Below are 17,253 nucleotides of genomic sequence, written 5' to 3' on the forward strand. Positions count from 1 at the left end.
AGGCCCGCCGCCCCCGTGCCGGCGGGCCCTCGTGTGAGGAGAATGTGCCCGCGGCAGGGGGCGGTTGAAGCCTCCCGGCGTCTGTTCAGAGGTTGATCTGAGGGTTCCGTAGCCGACGTACGTCCGATGGCGTACGTGGCGGCCTACTCCTCGTGGTGCTCCGACAGTCCCGGCCAGTCGTCGGGGCCGCCGCCCTGCCACTCGATGAAGTCGCTCTGCGAGATGTCCGTGACGTACAGGTCGGCGAGCCGCAGGATCTCGCTGACGTCGTCGACGTGTGTGGCGATGCCCAGGGTCGCGTCGCCCTCGGTGACCCGCCTGGAGCCGTCCAGCGCAGGCGCGTGCACGACGACGTGCGGATGCTCGGTCGGATGTGCTGCCATGCCTTCAGGCTCCTCCGAAAGCGCCGGATCCGCATGCCGGAGGACACCGAAGAGCGCCTGGTACGGGACCGTCCGTACCAGGCGCTCTTCAGCCGGTGAGATATCCGGTTGTGGCCGTCCGACGGTGCGAGGCTGGGCGCGACAGGACGTTCGCGCCGCCGGACGGGGTCTGGAGGGGGTTCGGGACCGCGGCGGTTGCGACGGAACCGGGTGCTCCTTCCCTCAGGTCGAAGAAGGAGACCGGGACCTTTACCACCGCACTGGCTCGCACGCCGCCGCGGTCCTCGTGTTGCCCGCGCCCGAGCCGAGCGACCACCCCTCATCCGGGTCGCTCGGCGCCGATGCGGGCGATGCGTCCGTCTCATGACCTCCCGTCAGGAGACGGACGCAGCCTTGGGGTTCAGTCCTCGCGCAGGGCGCGGACCGCCTCCTCCACGCGCTTGCCGTACTCCGGGTCGGCGGCGTGGAAGTGGGCCAGGTTCTTCTCGATCACGTCGTCGCGGGAGACCTGGGACAGGCCACCGGCGATGTTCGCGATCAGGCGGGACTTCTCCTCGGCGGACATCAGGCGGTAGAGCTCGCCGGCCTGGAAGAAGTGGTCGTCCTTGGTGTGCAGAGGCGCCTCGTGGGTGCCCGTGTGGCCGGTCAGCGCGAGCGGGGCCGACAGCGGGCGGCCGGTCTCTACCGGGCCGTCGTAGGAGTTCGGCTCGTAGTTCTTCGCCCCGCGGCCCTGGGAGTTGGTCGCCATGAGGCCGTCGCGGCCGTAGTTCTGCGCGGTCGTCGCCTTCGGGGCGTTCACGGCCAGCAGGGTGTGGTTGACGCCCAGGCGGTAGCGGTGGGCGTCCGCGTAGGCGAACAGGCGGCCCTGGAGCATCTTGTCGGGGGAGGGGCCGATGCCCGGGACGAAGTTGTTCGGGGAGAACGCGGCCTGCTCGACCTCGGCGAAGACGTTGTCCGGGTTGCGGTCGAGGACCAGCCGGCCCACGCGCTGCAGCGGGTAGTCCTTGTGCGGCCACACCTTGGTGAGGTCGAACGGGTTGAAGCGGTAGTCGGCCGCCTCGGCCGCCGGCATGAGCTGGACGTAGAGGGTCCACGACGGGTGCACGCCCCGCTCGATCGCCTGCAGCAGGTCCGTCTGGTGCGAGTTGGCGTCCTTGCCCGCGAGCTCGGCGCCCTGCTCGGAGGACAGGCAGCGGATGCCCTGGTTCGTCTTGAAGTGGTACTTGACGAAGAAGGCCTCGCCCTCGGCGTTCGTCCACTGGTAGGTGTGCGAGCCGTAGCCGTTCATGTGGCGGTACGACGCCGGGATGCCGCGGTCGCCCATCAGCCAGGTCACCTGGTGCGTGGCCTCGGGGGCGTGCGCCCAGAAGTCCCAGACGTTGTCCGGCTCCTGGCGGCCGGTGAACGGATCGCGCTTCTGCGAGTGGATGAAGTCGGGGAACTTGATCGGGTCCTTGATGAAGAACACCGGGGTGTTGTTCCCGACGAGGTCGTAATTGCCCTCGGCCGTGTAGAACTTGACCGCGAAACCGCGCGGGTCGCGCACAGCGTCCGCCCCGCCGAGGCTGTCGGCCACGGTCGAGAAGCGCACGAACACCTCAGTCCGCTTGCCCACCGCGCTCAGGAAGTCGGCGTGGGTGAAGCCGGTGACGTCGTCGGTGACCTCGAAGTGGCCGTACGCGCCGGAGCCGCGGGCGTGCACCACGCGCTCCGGAATGCGCTCGCGGTTGAAGCGCGCCAGCTTCTCCAGCAGGTGCTGGTCCTGGAGCAGGAGCGGGCCGCCGACGCCGGCGGAGGCTGAGTTCTGGTTGTCGGCGACCGGGGCGCCGGACTCGGTGGTGAGCACGCGCTTCGACATCGTGGACCTTCCGTGCGGGTGTCAGCGGAAAACTGTTTCCGCTTTGTGGAGCCTAGAAGTGGGGCGAACGGGCGTCAACAGTTTGTTGAACAGAATCAACGGTTTGTTGAAGGTGATTCCGGACCGCGGCGACGCCTGGGCGCGACAGGACAGGTGTCAGCGGCGCCGCGGCCCGGAAGTGTGGGGCGGGCCCGGATCAGACCTGGGCGCCGGACAGGCGCTCCACGGCCCGCAGCAGGGCCGAGTGGTCCAGCCCGCCGTCGCCCTGTGCACGCAGGGACGCGACCAGCTGCGCGACCACGGCACCGACCGGAAGGGCGGCGCCGACGTTGCGCGCGGCGTCCGTCACGATGCCCATGTCCTTGTGGTGCAGATCGATACGGAAGCCGGGCTTGAAGTCCCGGTTCAGGAAGTTGTCCTTCTTCCGCGTCAGCACGGTCGAGCCCGCGAGGCCGCCGTTGAGGACGTCCAGCGCCGCCTGCAGGTCCACGCCGGACTTCTCCAGGAAGACCACCGCCTCGGCGCACGCCTGGATGTTCACGGCGACGATCAGCTGGTTGGCGGCCTTCACGGTCTGGCCCGAGCCGTGCGGACCGCACAGCACGATGGTCTTGCCGAGGGCGTCGAAGATCGGCTTCGCCTGGGCGAAGTCGGCCTGCTCGCCACCGACCATGATCGACAGCACGGCCTCGATGGCGCCGGCCTCACCGCCGGACACGGGGGCGTCCAGAACGCGGATGCCCTTGTCCTTGGCCGCCTTCGCCAGGTCGACCGAGGTCTGCGGGGTGATCGAGGACATGTCGATCAGCAGCGCGCCGGACCTCGCGTTCTCCAGGATGCCGTCGGGGCCGTAGGAGATGGCCTCGACCTGCGGGGAGGCCGGGACCATCGTGATGACGACGTCGGCGTCCTTCACGGCCTCGGCGATCGAACCGGCGGCGCTGCCGCCCGCCGCGGTGAGCCGGTCCAGCTTGTCCTGCTCCAGGGTGAAGCCGGTGACGTCGTAGCCCGCCTTGATCAGGTTCTCGGACATGGGGGAGCCCATGATGCCGAGGCCGATCCAGGCGATCTTGGGGAGGTTGCTCATGATTGGGGGTACCTCTCTGAACTGCTGTTGTGCGTCTGCGAATTGGCGCCGGTCAGCAACGATCAGCCCGTCCGGCGTTTGAGGGCGAGGCCCGTTCAGGGCCGAAGCGGGGGTCTGGGGGCGGCAGCCCTCAGGGCGTTCAGTGGGCCGCGCGCTGTTCTGCAGGCAGCCACTCGAAGGCCTCCGCGCTGGGCCTGTCGCCCGGCTTGTACTCCAAGCCGATCCAGCCCTCGTAACCCGCCTTCGTCAGCTGGTCCAGGAGCTCCTCCAGCGGCAGCGTCCCCGTGCCCGGCGCGCCGCGGCCCGGGTTGTCGGCGATCTGCACATGGCCGGTCTTCGAGGCGTACTGCTCGATCACCGACGGCAGGTCCTCGCCGTTCATGGACAGGTGGTAGAGGTCCATGAGGAACTTGGCGTTGCCGAGACCGGTCGCCTCGTTGACCCGGTCGACGACGCCGACCCCGGCCGGTGCGGTCACCAGCGGGTACAGCGGCGACTCCGGCTTGTTGAGGGTCTCGATGAGCAGGATCGCGCCGATCCGGTCGGCTGCCCGCGCCGCGAGGACCAGGTTCTCCAGCGCGAGCGCGTCCTGCTCGGCAGGGTCCACGCCCTCGACGCGGTTGCCGTACAGGGCGTTGAGCGCCCGGCAGCCGAGGGAGGCGGCGAGGTCCGCCGCCACGTCGATGTTCGCGCGGAACCTCTCCGACTCCTCGCCCGGGACCGACAGGGCGCCACGGTCGGGGCCGGGCAGCTGACCGGCGTAGAAGTTCAGTCCGGTGAGCTGGACGCCCGCGTCCTCGATCGCCTTCTTCAGGGCGTCGAGCTCGGACCGCTCGGGGGTGGGGGAGTCGACCCAGGGCCACCACAGCTCGACCGCGGTGAAGCCGGCCGCGGCGGCGGCCGCGGGGCGCTCCAGGAGCGGGAGTTCCGTGAAGAGGATCGACAGGTTGACGTTGAAGCGCTGCTCTGCGAATCCCATGTCGCCGGCGCTCCCTTCCGTTTGTCGAGATTCCGTATTACGGAAGATGTTTTCTGCTTACTGGAAGATTGCCGTCGTGTGTCGAAGCTTGTCAAGAGGGGTCGGCGGAAAGCGTCACCGCGCGTTAGGTTGACCGCGTGCGATTGAGAGTGGAGTTCACGACCGAGCCCTTCGACCTCGACGAGGCGCCCGCGCATGCGCTGGCGGCCCGCGAGGTCATCGAGGCGGCCGAGCTCGACGAGGTGGACGTCGGCCCGTTCGGGAACACGGCGGAGGGCGGTGCCGACACCGTTCTCACCGCCGTGGACGCCCTGCTGCGCAAGAGCCTGGAGGCCGGCGCCACCCGGATCTCGCTCCAGGTCAATGTGGTCGGGGAGGGCGACGCGTGACCGGCACCGGCGACGAGCCCTTCATCGCGGCCGTGAAGCCGCTGGTCGACGCCATGGGCGGCGAGATTCTCCCGCCGGACGAGGCGGGCCCCGAGGATGTCGTGCTCTCCTGGGAGGGTGCCGACGTCGTCGCCGTGCGCCTGCCCCAGCTGGCCGACTCGCTGGATCACATCCTGGTCGCCATGGAGCGCAGGAAGGGCAAGCCGCTGGCCGACCTGGACCGCAAGGCCAAGCAGGAGGTCGTACGGATACTCGAGGCGCGCGGCGCCTTCTCCGTGCGGCATGGTGTGGAGACCGTGGCGAGCGCGCTCGGAGTGAGTCGCTTCACCGTCTACAACTACCTGAACCGGGAGAAGAACCCCTGAGCGGCCCGAACCGGGAGAAGTGCCCCTGAGGCGGCCCGCACGGTTTCGTTACCGCGAATTTTCAACAAAGTGTTGACGTCTCGTCGTCGTAGGGCGTTAGCTAACGGCACGCCCGTTCAGTACGAAGGCCCTTCGCGGCCACGGAGGCTCCCGTGACGTCGAATTCCACGCCCCCGGGCCTGGCCCGGTTCAACGCCCTGGAGGAGCACGCGGCCCACGCCGCTCTCCACGAGGCGTGCGCCTCCACGGCCTGGGCGAACCGGCTCCTGGTCGCCCGCCCCTATGCCACCGCCGACGATCTCTACGCCGCCAGTGACGCCGCCATGGCCGAGCTGAGTGCGCAGGACCTGGCCGAGGCGATGGCCGGGCACCCGCCCATCGGCCGCCCCAAGCCGGGCGACCCGACCTCGTCCCGGGAGCAGCGCGGCATGGCCGGCGCCTCCGAGGAACTCAAGGCGGAGATGCTGGAACTGAACCTCGCCTACCAGGAGAAGTTCGGCCACGTCTTCCTGATCTGCGCCACCGGCCGGACCGGCGAGCAGATGCGCGACGCGGTCAAGGAACGGATCGGCAACTCGCCGGAGCAGGAGCGGGAGATCGTCCGCACCGAGCTGGGCAAGATCAACCGCATCCGGCTCGCCCGGCTCGTCGACGAAGACTGATCTTCGAGGAAGACCGAAGAGGACGCCTGACCATGAGCACCAGCACCACCGCCTCCGTGTCCACCCACATTCTGGACACCAGCATCGGCCGCCCCGCCGAGGCCGTCGCCGTCCAGCTCGCGGCCCGCACCGGCCGCGGCGCGGACTGGCAGACGCTCGGCGGCTCCGCGACCGACGCGGACGGGCGGTGCAAGGACCTGCCGGCGCTGCCGGAGGGCACCACACACGTACGGCTCGACTTCGCGGTGGAGCCGTATTTCGAGAAGAAGCAAGCCGATGCGCAGCAGGACGCCCCCGCGAATCGGGACAGCGGTGCCGTGTTCTTCCCCGAGGTGGCGATCACCTTCGCCGTGAACCCCGGGGAGCATTACCACGTGCCGCTGCTGCTCAACCCGTTCGGCTACTCCGTTTACCGAGGGAGCTAGCAGACATGCCCACGATCCTGGGACAGAACCAGTACGGCAAGGCCGAGAACCGAGTCGTAAAGATCACGCGGGACGGCGCCACCCATCACATCAAGGACCTGAACGTCTCCGTCGCGCTCTCCGGCGACATGGACGAGGTCCACTACTCCGGCTCCAACGCCAACGTCCTGCCGACCGACACCACCAAGAACACGGTGTACGCGTTCGCCAAGGAGTACGGCATCGAGTCGGCCGAGCAGTTCGGCATCCACCTCGCCCGCCACTTCGTCACCTCGCAGGAGCCGATCCAGCAGGCCCGGATCCGTATCGAGGAGTACGCGTGGGAGCGGATCGAGGCCTCCGACGCCAACTCGCAGTTCATCGGCTCCGACGAGGTCAAGCACTCCTTCGTCCGCAAGGGCCAGGAGACGCGGGTCACGCAGATCACCTACGACGGTGAGAAGTGGGAGGTCGTCTCCGGCCTCAAGGACCTCGTCGTGATGAACTCGACCAACTCCGAGTTCTGGGGCTACGTCAAGGACAAGTACACGACGCTCAAGGAGGCCTACGACCGCATCCTGGCCACCCAGGTCTCCGGTCGCTGGCGGTTCAACTGGACCGACGACGAGCAGCGGATGCCCAACTGGGAGAAGTCCTACGAGCAGACCAAGAAGCACATGCTCCAGGCCTTCGCCGAGACCTACTCGCTCTCGCTGCAGCAGACCCTGTACCAAATGGGTTCGCGGATCATCAACAACCGCAGCGAGATCGACGAGGTCCGTTTCTCCCTCCCGAACAAGCACCACTTCCTGGTTGACCTGGAGCCGTTCGGGCTGAAGAACGACAACGAGGTGTACTTCGCCGCCGACCGCCCCTACGGCCTGATCGAGGCCACCATCCTGCGGGACGGCTGCGAGCCGAAGATCCCGGTGGACCTCACCAACCTGTAAGCCAGCAACTCCATTTCGGCACCCGCGGCCGGAGGAGCGAGCCTGTGAGGCTCCCCGGCCGCGGTACTCAAATCCCCCAGGGTCCTGCCGTGCCCTCCGCTTCAGCACACCTCGTCGAAAAGGGACGAATCATGGCAGCAGCCCAGCGCATCGTCATCGAGAACTGTTCGATCGCGACGGTGGACGCGAACGACACCGAGTACGCCACGGGCCACCTCGTCATCGCGGACAACCGCATCGAGTCGCTCGGCGCGGGCAAGGCCCCCGAGGGCCTGGAGAACGTCGTACGCCGCATCGACGCCACCGGGCACCTGGTCACTCCCGGCCTGGTCAACACCCACCACCACTTCTACCAGTGGATCACGCGGGGCCTGGCCACGGACCACAACCTCTTCAACTGGCTCGTCGCCCTCTACCCGACATGGGCGCGCATCGACGAGCAGATGGTGCGCTCCGCCGCGCAGGGCTCGCTGGCGATGATGGCCCGCGGTGGCGTGACCACCGCCATGGACCACCACTACGTCTACCCGCAGGGCTCCGGCGACCTCTCCGGCGCGATCATCGGCGCCGCCCGCGACATGGGTGTCCGATTCACCCTCGCCCGCGGCTCCATGGACCGCAGCGAGAAGGACGGCGGGCTGCCGCCGGACTTCGCCGTAGAGACCCTCGAAGGCGCGCTGGCCGCGACCGAGGAGACCGTCAAGCAGCACCACGACTCCTCCTTCGACGCGATGACCCAGGTCGCCGTCGCCCCCTGCTCCCCGTTCTCCATCTCCACCGAGCTGCTCAAGCAGGGCGGCGAGCTGGCCCGCCGCCTCGGCGTGCGCATGCACACCCACGGCTCGGAGACCGTGGAGGAGGAGAAGTTCTGCCACGAGCTGTTCGGCATGGGCCCGACCGACTACTTCGAGTCCACCGGCTGGCTCGGCGAGGACGTGTGGATGGCGCACTGCGTTCACATGAACGACTCCGACATCGCCGCCTTCGCCCGGACGAAGACCGGTGTCGCCCACTGCCCGTCCTCCAACGCCCGCCTCGCCGCCGGTATCGCCCGCGTCCCCGACATGCTGGCGGCCGGTGTCCCGGTCGGCCTCGGCGTCGACGGCACCGCCTCCAACGAGTCCGGCGAGCTGCACACCGAACTGCGCAACGCCCTGCTCATCAACCGTCTCGGCGCTCACCGCGAGGCCGCCCTGAACGCCCGGCAGGCCCTGCGGCTCGGCACCTACGGCGGTGCCCAGGTCCTCGGCCGCGCCGCCGAGATCGGCTCGCTGGAGCCGGGCAAGCTGGCCGACCTCGTGCTGTGGAAGCTGGACACGCTCGCCCACGCCTCCATCGCCGACCCGGTGACCGCGCTGGTCTTCGGCGCGGCGGCCCCGGTGACGGCGTCGTTCGTGAACGGCCGCCAGATCGTGGAGGACGGACGCCTGAGCACGGCCGACGAGGACGCGATCGCCCGCTCGACCCGCGAAGAGGCACAGCGCCTGGCGAGGATCGCCGCGCAGTAACTCCATATCGCCGCGCAACCAACTCCGTATCACCGCGGAGTGTTCCGTATCGCCGATACGGCACCTGAACACCGGCCGGGAGGGACGGCTCCCGGCCGGCAGCCGTGGACCCGAGCGGGGTCCATGGCGGCCGTCTCCGGGGCGCGCGCCCATGCGTGCGCCCCGGAACGGTCACCGTTTCCCCCGGAACGGGCCCGTCCCCGGTCCCGCACGACCGCGCACCACCTCCCTGAAACCCACGTCAGAGCCGCCGTGTAACCGACCGGAGGAGAGCCGCAGTGTCCGCCAAGTCCGTTCATCCAGTCGACGAGAAACTCCCCGCCCTGAAAATGGCGACCACCGGCCTGCAGCATGTGGCCGCCATGTACGCCGGAGTGGTCGCCCCACCACTGATCGTCGGCGCGGCCATAGGCCTCTCCGCGACCGATCTGACCTTCCTCACCGGCGCCTGCCTGTTCACCGCGGGCCTCGCCACCTTCCTCCAGACCCTCGGGATATGGAAGATCGGCGCCCGGCTGCCGTTCGTCAACGGCGTCACCTTCGCCGGCGTCGCCCCCATGACCGCGATCGTCGCCTCCACCGAGGACAAGTCCGACGCCCTGCCGATCATCTTCGGCGCGGTGATCGTGGCCGGCCTCCTCGGCTTCCTCGCCGCCCCCTTCTTCAGCAAGGCGGTGCGCTTCTTCCCGCCGGTCGTCACGGGGACGGTCATCACCCTGATCGGCATCTCCCTGCTCCCCGTCGCCTTCGGCTGGGCACAGGGCCCCAACCCGGCCGCCGGCGACTACGGTTCGGCGACGAACCTGGGCCTGGCGGGCGGGACCCTGCTGATCGTCCTGCTGCTGCGCCGCTTCACCACGGGTTTCGTCAAGCAGATCGCGGTCCTGCTCGGCCTGGTGGCGGGCACGCTGATCGCGATCCCGTTCGGCGTCACCGACTTCGGCCCCGTCGCGGACGCGGCCGTCATCGGCTTCCCGACCCCGTTCCACTTCGGTGCCCCGCAGTTCCAGCTCGCCGCGATCATCTCGCTGTGCGTGGTGATGGTGGTGTCGATGACCGAATCGACCGCCGACATGCTGGCGTTGGGTGAGATCGTCGACCGCCCGGCCGACGAGAAGACCATCGCGGCGGGCCTGCGCGCCGACACCCTCGGCTCGGCGATCAGCCCGCTCTTCAACGGCTTCATGTGCAGCGCCTTCGCCCAGAACATCGGCCTGGTCGCGATGACGAGGATCCGCAGCCGGTACGTCGTCGCCGCGGGCGGCGGCTTCCTGGTCCTGATGGGCCTGTGCCCGATGGCCGCGTCGCTCATCGCGGTCGTACCGCGCCCGGTGCTCGGCGGCGCGGGCGTGGTCCTGTTCGGCTCGGTGGCGGCCAGCGGCATCCAGACCCTGGTCCGGGCCGGCCTGGACCGGGACAACAACGTCCTGATCGTCGCCGTCTCACTGGCCGTCGGCATCGTCCCGATCACGGCGCCGGAGTTCTACCACGCCTTCCCGGAGACGGCGCGGATCGTCCTCGACTCCGGCATCTCGACGGGCTGTGTGGCGGCGGTGGCGCTCAACCTCGTCTTCAACCACCTCGGCAGGGGCCGCGACGCGCAGGACGTCACCCACCCCATGGAGGCAGGGGAGGAGATCACCGGGGCGACCCGGGCCCCGGCCACGCCATGAGGTTGGCGAACAACTCGGCCTGCTCGACGGCGTCGTCCAGCGCATGGTGCGTGTGACGGCGCCGCGACAGCAGTTCGCGCGGCATGGTGCCCTTGGCCACCGCCCGCAGCGGCAGCCCGGCCTTGGTCGCGTACAGCGTCTTCATGTCCAGGCAGCCCGAGTGCCCGAAGGGGCTCGCTCCGGTGAAGCGGATCAAGTACCAGTACAGGAACGTCCAGTCGTACGACGCCGGGTAGCCGCACATCACCGGCTGGGCGTCGCCGCTGACCTCACGCACCCAGCGCGTGAACTGCGCGAGCGCGAGGCCGGGGTCGAGACCCTCCTTGCGCAGGCGCTCCCGATCGAGCCCGCTCACGGCCAGCGCCTCGGGCACGAACTCCTCGCTGACCGGCCGTAGTTCACGGTAGAAGGTGTCCCTCTCCGGGTCGGCAGCCGTGAATCCGTCGGCGTCCTGCACCCCGGCGACGGCGGCGCCGAGGCTCAGCATGGAGTACGGACCCGGGATGGGACCGTCGGCTTCGATGTCGACGGAGATGTAGAGGCTGGGTTTGATGCGTCGTGCGGCCATGGAGTGGGAGCTTCCCAGGTGGCCGTGGCCTTCCGCATCCGAATTCCGCTTAGGCTTCTGCCTCGGTCAACTCATGATTGACCGGGGGTTCGGGGGTTGAGGGGATGAGGGGGAAGCGGGCCGATGAGCAACGCGACTGAGGTGTTCCAGCCACTCCAGGCGGACGATCCGGCCGTCGTGGCCGGATACCGCCTCTCGCGCTGCTCGTGATCCAGACCAAGTCGACGGCGCTGCCGGAACTCGCCTCGCTGAGCCTGGACATGACGGTCTGGAAGGACGCGGCCTAGCCCCCCGGCGATGACATGCGCTCGCCCCGGCAGAACTCCGGGAGCCCTGCCGGGGCGAGTGGTGTCCCTGTGGGGCCGGATCAGCGGGTGAAGGTCACCCGGTTCTCCTTCAGGGAACCGCAGTTGGAGCCGGTCACCTGCACGTAAACGTTCTTGATGTGCCCGCCCCAGTCGACGCAGTGGCCCTTGCCGGTGACGTACGTCGGTCCGGCGTACGACGTGAAGCTTCCGTTGTCCTCGTGGAACTCCTCGGTGTCGGGGACGTAGATCCACGCGGACATGTCCTGGGCGGTGCCCGGGTTCTTGCGGATGGTCACGACGCAGTTCTCGCCGTTGGAGGCGTTGTACGTCAGGTAGACGGTGCCCAGCGAGCCGACGGGTGCCGAGTTCACGGTCTTGTAGGCGCTGCCGCAGACCTTCTGCGGGGTGGTGTTGGGTGCCGCGGAGGCGGGCGCGGCCAGGGCGGCCGTGCTCCCCACCGCCAGGGCCGCCACCGCGGCGCCGGACAGGACGGAACGGGTGAATCGCATATTTCCCCCTGGTAACCATTGGAGTGGGTTGCTCCTGCATGATGTGACCCGCGGGGTATACGAATGGTTGTGCTCAGTTCTGCCGCGATCGCAGCACCGCCGCCGCGAGCACCAGCGCGCCCACCGCGATCAACGTCCCTACCTGGAAGGCCAGTTGATAGCCTGCTGCGGTGGCGGCCACCAGTTCCGTACCGCGCTCGCGCAGGCCCTCGGTGCGGCTCGCGGCCAGGACCGAGAGCACCGCCAGGCCCAGCGAACCGCCCACCACCTGCGTGGTGTTGAAGAGTCCGGACGCCAGCCCCGCGTCCTCCTCGCGGGCCCCCGACATCGCGAGCCCGGTCAGCGCCGGCATCGCCGCGGCGAAGCCGGTGGCGAGCAGAAGCAGCGGCGGGAGTACGTCGGTGAGGTACGAGCCGTCGACCGGCGCGCGGCTCAGCAGTGCCATGCCCGCGACGATGAGGACCAGCCCCGCCAGCAGGACCCGGTACGCCCCGTACCGGCCGACGGTCCGCGCCGACAGGCCCAGCATCAGCACGCCGATGGCGATCGGCGCCGGCAGGAACGCCGTGCCGGTGAGCAACTCGCCATAGCCCAGGACGCGTTGGAGGTACAGCGCGCCGATGAACTGGAAGCCGTACATCGTCGCGATCATCAGGATCTGCACGGCGTTCGCGCCGCTCAGCAGCCGGGAGCCGAACAGGCGCAGCCGCAGCAGCGGACGCGCCGCCCGTGCCTGGCGGAGCGTGAACGCCACGAACAGGGCGAGGGCCAGGGCGGCCAGCAGCAGGGTGGCGGTGAGGTCGCGGTCGCCGGCGCCGACGACGACGTACACCGTGAGCATCAGCGCGCCGGTGATCAGCGCCGCGCCCGGGTAGTCGGCGCCCTTGCCGAGCCCGGCACCGCGGTCCGGCTCCAGCACCCGGAGTGCCGCGAGCCACGCCACGATCCCGATCGGCAGATTGATCAGGAAGATCCAGTGCCAGTTCAGGGCCTCGGTCAGCGCCCCGCCGAGGAATGTGCCGAGCGCCCCGCCCGCCGCGCCGACCGCGCTGAACACCGCGATGGCGCGGGCCTGTTCGCGCGGCTCGGGGAACAGCGCCACCAGCATGCCGAGCACCACGGCAGAGGTCATCGCCCCGCCCACGCCCTGCAGGGCGCGCGCCGCGATCAGCACGCCCTGCCCGGTCGCCACCCCGCACAGCACGGAGGCCGCGGTGAACACGGCGAGCCCCGTGGTGAACATCCGCTTGCGGCCGACCAGGTCGCCGAGCCGGCCCACCAGCAGCAGCAACCCGCCGAAGGGGATCAGATAGGCGTTGACGACCCAGGCGAGGCCCGGCCCCGAGAAGCCGAGGTCGCTCTGGATGGCGGGCATGGCGACCGTGACGATGTTGCCGTCCAGGATCGTCATCAGCGTCCCCGCGCACAGGACGACGAGGGACGCCCAGCGGGAGTACGTTCGGTGTGGTGTGCGCGTCGGGGACTCGACGATGGCCGTCATGGCGGTCCTGCCTCCGGATTCTCCAATGGTGCACGACTTGTAACGGGGTACATCGTGAGTGACCATGGGAGAGCGGCATAAGGAGGCAGTTCGATGTCCCAGAGGAACACCGGTGTAACCGTCCAGGCAGTGAACGCGCACGCGTGCCCGGTCCGCGAAGTTCTTGACAGGGTCTCCGGGAAGTGGAGCGTCCAGATCCTCGTCGCCGCCGCGCACGGGCCCATTCGCTTCACCGAGTTGGAGCGCAGCATCGAGGGCATCAGCCGCCGGATGCTGACCCTCACCCTGCGCAATCTGGAGCGCGACGGCCTCGTCACCCGCACCGTCCATCCGACGGTGCCGCCGAAGGTGGAATACGAACTGACGCCGGTGGCGCGGGAGTTGCACGAGACTTTGCAGCGCCTGACCGACTGGGCCGAGCGGAACAGGGTCTACATCGCCGAGTCGCGTGCCGCCTATGACGAGGAGCACGCGCCGGAGCTGGTGTGACCGGAGCCCGAAGGCGTGACTAGAGCCCGAACAGGCTCGGGTCCGACGCCAGCTCCTTGAAGACCTCGTCGGGACGCGCGACCAGCCTGCGCTCCTGGAGGTTCAGGATTCCGCCCACCGCCGTGATCTCGGCCGCGACCGTGCCGTCGGTCTTGCGGATGGTCTGCTCGATGGTGAACGTCTTGCCGCCGCCCCAGGTGAAGGCGCACGTCACCTCGACCTCGTCGCCCGCGAGCAGCTCGTTCTTGTAGCGGATGGTCGTCTCCAGGGCCACCGGCCCCACGCCCTTGGAGGTGAGGCCGGTCTGGCTGATCCCGGCCGAATGCAGCAGCGCCCAGCGGGCGTGTTCCGCATAGTTCAGGTACACCGCCTGGTTGAGGTGTCCCTGCACATCCGTCTCGTACCCTCGGACGGTCACCGGAACGGAAAACGGCTCGGTCACGACTTCCCTTTCGCCTGCGGTTCTGATCGTTCCGATCCTGGCATGTGCCCTCTACATCCGTCTTGGGGATGCCAGTAGATATCGCGCTCTTGTGCGAGGCTCGGTGTACTCGCCGACCTGCCAACCCGCCTTCTCCAGTGTGGCCGCGCACTCCCGCAGACGCGCGGCGTCCGGCTCGCGCACGGCGATCGCCTCGGGCTGCGGGGTGGCCCGCACCCGGTACCCCTCCTCGGAGTCCTGCTCGGCCGGACGGTGCCCGGCGGCCTCCAGGGCGAGCGCGGCGGCCTGCACCAGATGCGTACGCTCCCACGCGCACGGCCGGTCCGTCGCCCCGTCCGGATTGGTCATCCGGCGCAGCTCCAGCAGGCCCTGCCAGGCGCCCCGCACCTCACGCAGCCGCGCCGACCCCGTCCTCAGGGCGTCCTCCTCGCCGCCGATCCGCGCCGCGAACACACCGCCGGCCGCGGCAGCCGCGGGCTCCGCGGGAGCCGCCGGCTCGGAGGGCTCGGCCTCCCGTATGCGATGCCCCGCCGGCGTCAGAAAGTGATCGTGCGGCGGCCGCGGGTGCCGGAAGGCGAGCCCCCGCTTCACCAGCGCCGCGAGCTGGGCCTCCGTGCCCCTCAGCCGCCCGGTGACGGGGTCGGCGGCATCGATGACACGCCGCTGGGCGGCGGTCGGCGGTCGAGTCACGGCGTGCTCCTTCCCGGGCGCTGGGGCGCCGGCCCGATCGCCGGGCACGGCGTCGGCCCCACCCCCAGGCAGGACCGGCCCATCCGCTGGGAAGGTTACGACCCGGGTCTGACATTCCACCCGGCGATCACGGGCCGACCGTGCTCCGTACCCAGCCGGCACAGCGTCCCCGTCGCCAGCTGGAACAGTGCCCCGTCTGCAGCCGGCAGTCCGAGCCGCCGCGCCGTGAGCACCCGCAGGAAGTGACCGTGCGCCACGAGCACCACGCACCCCTCGGTGTTGGCGAAGGCGGCGTCCACCTTGGCCAGCATCCGGTCGGCACGCTCCCCGACCTGCTCCGGACTCTCCCCGGGATGGTCGGGCGGCCCCGGCGCGACCCCGTCCGAGAACAGGAACCACCCCGGCCGCTCACGCTGGATCTCGACGGTCGTGATGCCTTCGTAGCCGCCGTAGTCCCACTCCCGCAGATCGGCGTCGACCCGCACGTCGTGCAGCCCGATCAGCTCGGCGGTCTCCCGCGCCCGTTGCGAAGGGCTGACAAACGCCGCCCCGATCCGGTGCGAGCGGATCATCGGCACCAGCCGCCGCGCCTCCTCCCGCCCGTGCTCGGTGAGCGGTACGTCCGTCCAGCCCGTGTGCCGCCCGGACCGCGACCAAGCGGTCTCGCCGTGCCGGACGAGAAAGAGATCACTCATGTCTCCAGGCTAAGAGCCCAGCGCTCCAACTCCGCGAAGTCCCGCTCGCGCAGCCCCTTGCGCGCGTCGACCGGCACGAGCAGCGCGGCCGCGTCATGGTGGGCCGCGACATGCCGTACGTCCAGGTCGGTGATCATGTCGTCGACCCAGACGAAGGGCCGCCCCGCCGCCCACGCGACCACGTGCCGGGTCTTCCAGTACAGCCCGTCCGGATCCGTCCCGAACAGCTCGGGCCACTCGACGACCGGCAGATCACCCGGCAGTCCGATCACCGGCCCGATCATCTCGTTGGCCTGGTGCTGCCAGGTGGTGGCCCACGCCAGCTCGTACGGCAGCGCCAGCAGCCGCTCGCCGTGCCCCGGATGCAGGCGCACCTTCAAGCCCCGGCGCAGCCGCCGGGACCCCGGCCGCTGCCGGGCGGACCAGTTGGCGGGGTGCAGCCGGCACGTCACGTAGCCGCGATGGCGGAGGTACGGGGCGCGGAACGGGTTGAGAGGGCCGTCCACGTCGAGGAGCAGCAGAGGGCGGGTACTCATGCCCGGGTTCTACCCACCCCGGAGCTCAGGTCTGCCGATACCCGCTCAGGAACCGCCCGATCCGCCCGATCGCCGCCTCCAGGTCGTCCGCGTACGGCAGGGTCAGGATCCGGAAGTGATCGGGGGTCGGCCAGTTGAAGCCGGTGCCCTGCACGACCTGGATCTTCTCCCGCAGCAGCAGGTCCAGGACGAACTTCTCGTCGTCGTGGATCTTGTAGACCTCGGGGTCGAGGCGCGGGAACGCGTACAGCGAGCCCTTCGGCTTCACACACGACACACCGGGGATCTCGTTGAGCTTCTCCCAGGCCACGTTGCGCTGTTCGTACAGCCGCCCGCCCGGCACGGTCAGCTCGCGAATGGACTGGCGGCCCCCGAGCGCGGCCTGGATGGCGTACTGGGCGGGTGCGTTGGCGCACAGCCGCATGGAGGCCAGCATCGTCAGGCCCTCCAGATAGTCCTTCGCGTGCTGCCTCGGGCCGGTGACGACGAGCCAGCCGGAGCGGAATCCCGCCACCCGGTACGTCTTCGACAGGCCGCAGAAGGTGAGGACCACCAGGTCGGGGGCGAGGGCCGCGACCGAGTGGTGCACGGCGTCGTCGTAGAGGATCTGGTCGTAGATCTCGTCGGCGAAGACCATCAGGCCGTGGCGCCGGGCGAGGTCGAGGATGCCCTCCAGGATCTCCTTGGGGTACACCGCGCCGGTCGGGTTGTTCGGGTTGATGATGACCACGGCGCGGGTGCGGTCCGTGATCTTCGACGCCATGTCGTCCAGGTCCGGGTACCAGTCGGCCTGCTCGTCGCACAGGTAGTGGACCGCCTTGCCGCCGGCGAGGGTGGTCACCGCCGTCCAGAGGGGGAAGTCCGGGGCGGGGATGAGGATCTCGTCGCCGTCCTCGACCAGTGCCTGTACGGCCATGGAGACCAGCTCCGACACGCCGTTGCCGAGGAAGACGTCGTCGACGCCGACCTCCAGACCGAGCGTCTGGTAGCGCTGGGCCACGGCCCGGCGGGCGGAGAGGATGCCGCGCGAGTCGGTGTAGCCGTGCGCCTGGGGGAGCATCCGGATCATGTCCTGGAGGATCTCCTCCGGCGCCTCGAAGCCGAAGAGCGCGGGGTTGCCGGTGTTCAGGCGCAGCACGCTGTGGCCCGCCTCCTCCAGCGCGTTCGCGTGCTCGATCACCGGACCGCGGATCTCGTAACAGACCTCGCTCAGCTTGCTCGACTGCCGGAACTCCATGCGCGCTCGCCCCTCCGGTT

20 protein-coding genes are annotated in these 17,253 nt (G+C 69.6%); 8 read left to right on the plus strand and 12 right to left on the minus strand.

The window, feature by feature from the left end:
• Positions 1–143 precede the first annotated feature (143 nt).
• The 4 genes from AB5J55_RS33850 to AB5J55_RS33865 all read right to left on the minus strand — a co-directional run bounded on the left by AB5J55_RS33850 (position 144) and on the right by AB5J55_RS33865 (position 4,307).
• Positions 144–383, minus strand: a complete 240-nt coding sequence (locus tag AB5J55_RS33850) for a hypothetical protein (protein WP_369274250.1) — start codon at positions 381–383, stop codon at positions 144–146.
• Between the two features lie 400 nt (positions 384–783).
• Positions 784–2,241: a catalase gene (locus AB5J55_RS33855; RefSeq protein WP_369274251.1), complete on the minus strand. Its 1,458-nt coding sequence runs from the start codon at positions 2,239–2,241 to the stop codon at positions 784–786.
• Positions 2,242–2,437: 196 nt separating this feature from the next.
• A complete protein-coding gene (locus AB5J55_RS33860) occupies positions 2,438–3,328 on the minus strand; it encodes a 2-hydroxy-3-oxopropionate reductase (protein ID WP_369274252.1) in 891 nt (296 codons plus the stop codon).
• Between the two features lie 139 nt (positions 3,329–3,467).
• Positions 3,468–4,307 carry a TIM barrel protein gene (locus tag AB5J55_RS33865; RefSeq protein ID WP_369274253.1) on the minus strand — a complete coding sequence of 280 codons (840 nt, stop codon included), beginning with the start codon at positions 4,305–4,307 and terminating at the stop codon, positions 3,468–3,470.
• 137 nt (positions 4,308–4,444) lie between these two features.
• Between AB5J55_RS33865 and AB5J55_RS33870 the strand changes: the two genes are divergently transcribed.
• The 7 genes from AB5J55_RS33870 (at position 4,445) to AB5J55_RS33900 (ending at position 10,258) form a co-directional block, all read left to right on the plus strand.
• A complete protein-coding gene (locus AB5J55_RS33870; protein WP_328421642.1) occupies positions 4,445–4,696 on the plus strand; it encodes a hypothetical protein in 252 nt (83 codons plus the stop codon).
• Entirely contained in the window at positions 4,693–5,061 is a 369-nt protein-coding gene (locus tag AB5J55_RS33875) for a helix-turn-helix domain-containing protein (RefSeq protein ID WP_328421640.1), read from the plus strand. The genes AB5J55_RS33870 and AB5J55_RS33875 overlap by 4 nt, the downstream gene beginning before the upstream one ends.
• A 152-nt stretch (positions 5,062–5,213) precedes the next feature.
• Positions 5,214–5,723, plus strand: a complete 510-nt coding sequence (gene uraD / locus AB5J55_RS33880) for a 2-oxo-4-hydroxy-4-carboxy-5-ureidoimidazoline decarboxylase (protein WP_369274254.1) — start codon at positions 5,214–5,216, stop codon at positions 5,721–5,723.
• Between the two features lie 32 nt (positions 5,724–5,755).
• Positions 5,756–6,148, plus strand: coding sequence for a hydroxyisourate hydrolase (gene uraH, locus AB5J55_RS33885; protein WP_328878320.1), 393 nt, complete (start codon positions 5,756–5,758; stop codon positions 6,146–6,148).
• A gap of 5 nt (positions 6,149–6,153) precedes the next feature.
• The gene (pucL, locus tag AB5J55_RS33890; protein ID WP_369274255.1) at positions 6,154–7,077 is read left to right on the plus strand and encodes a factor-independent urate hydroxylase; all 924 of its coding nucleotides are present in this window, start codon (positions 6,154–6,156) and stop codon (positions 7,075–7,077) included.
• A 131-nt stretch (positions 7,078–7,208) separates the two neighbouring features.
• The gene (locus tag AB5J55_RS33895) at positions 7,209–8,585 is read left to right on the plus strand and encodes an 8-oxoguanine deaminase (protein ID WP_328878318.1); all 1,377 of its coding nucleotides are present in this window, start codon (positions 7,209–7,211) and stop codon (positions 8,583–8,585) included.
• Between the two features lie 278 nt (positions 8,586–8,863).
• The gene (locus tag AB5J55_RS33900; RefSeq protein WP_369274256.1) at positions 8,864–10,258 is read left to right on the plus strand and encodes a nucleobase:cation symporter-2 family protein; all 1,395 of its coding nucleotides are present in this window, start codon (positions 8,864–8,866) and stop codon (positions 10,256–10,258) included.
• Here AB5J55_RS33900 and AB5J55_RS33905 read toward each other — a convergent pair.
• The 3 genes from AB5J55_RS33905 to AB5J55_RS33915 all read right to left on the minus strand — a co-directional run bounded on the left by AB5J55_RS33905 (position 10,224) and on the right by AB5J55_RS33915 (position 13,144).
• Positions 10,224–10,826 (minus strand): 3'-5' exoribonuclease, encoded by a 603-nt coding sequence (locus AB5J55_RS33905; protein WP_369274257.1) that lies wholly within the window; start codon positions 10,824–10,826, stop codon positions 10,224–10,226. The two genes, AB5J55_RS33900 and AB5J55_RS33905, sit on opposite strands and share 35 nt — an antisense overlap.
• 367 nt (positions 10,827–11,193) lie before the next feature.
• Positions 11,194–11,643 (minus strand): spore-associated protein, encoded by a 450-nt coding sequence (locus AB5J55_RS33910; protein WP_369274258.1) that lies wholly within the window; start codon positions 11,641–11,643, stop codon positions 11,194–11,196.
• Between the two features lie 73 nt (positions 11,644–11,716).
• Positions 11,717–13,144 carry an MFS transporter gene (locus AB5J55_RS33915; RefSeq protein WP_369274259.1) on the minus strand — a complete coding sequence of 476 codons (1,428 nt, stop codon included), beginning with the start codon at positions 13,142–13,144 and terminating at the stop codon, positions 11,717–11,719.
• 93 nt (positions 13,145–13,237) lie between these two features.
• On the opposite strand from AB5J55_RS33915, the gene AB5J55_RS33920 reads away from it, so the two are divergent.
• Complete coding sequence (locus tag AB5J55_RS33920; RefSeq protein ID WP_369274260.1) at positions 13,238–13,633, plus strand: winged helix-turn-helix transcriptional regulator; 396 nt, start codon at positions 13,238–13,240, stop codon at positions 13,631–13,633.
• A 19-nt stretch (positions 13,634–13,652) separates the two neighbouring features.
• Here the strand turns inward: AB5J55_RS33920 and AB5J55_RS33925 are convergent, their stop codons facing one another.
• The 5 genes from AB5J55_RS33925 to AB5J55_RS33945 form a co-directional block, all read right to left on the minus strand.
• Positions 13,653–14,075 carry an acyl-CoA thioesterase gene (locus tag AB5J55_RS33925; protein ID WP_369274261.1) on the minus strand — a complete coding sequence of 141 codons (423 nt, stop codon included), beginning with the start codon at positions 14,073–14,075 and terminating at the stop codon, positions 13,653–13,655.
• A 51-nt stretch (positions 14,076–14,126) separates the two neighbouring features.
• Positions 14,127–14,765 carry a hypothetical protein gene (locus AB5J55_RS33930; protein WP_369274262.1) on the minus strand — a complete coding sequence of 213 codons (639 nt, stop codon included), beginning with the start codon at positions 14,763–14,765 and terminating at the stop codon, positions 14,127–14,129.
• A 95-nt stretch (positions 14,766–14,860) separates the two neighbouring features.
• A complete protein-coding gene (locus AB5J55_RS33935; protein ID WP_369274263.1) occupies positions 14,861–15,460 on the minus strand; it encodes a histidine phosphatase family protein in 600 nt (199 codons plus the stop codon).
• Positions 15,457–15,996, minus strand: a complete 540-nt coding sequence (locus AB5J55_RS33940; protein ID WP_369274264.1) for an HAD domain-containing protein — start codon at positions 15,994–15,996, stop codon at positions 15,457–15,459. The genes AB5J55_RS33935 and AB5J55_RS33940 overlap by 4 nt, the downstream gene beginning before the upstream one ends.
• Before the next feature lie 25 nt (positions 15,997–16,021).
• A complete protein-coding gene (locus tag AB5J55_RS33945) occupies positions 16,022–17,233 on the minus strand; it encodes a pyridoxal phosphate-dependent aminotransferase (RefSeq protein WP_369274265.1) in 1,212 nt (403 codons plus the stop codon).
• Between the last annotated feature and the right edge of the window lie 20 nt (positions 17,234–17,253).

The sequence above is a fragment of the Streptomyces sp. R11 genome (genome assembly GCF_041051905.1).
GTDB lineage: Bacteria > Actinomycetota > Actinomycetes > Streptomycetales > Streptomycetaceae > Streptomyces.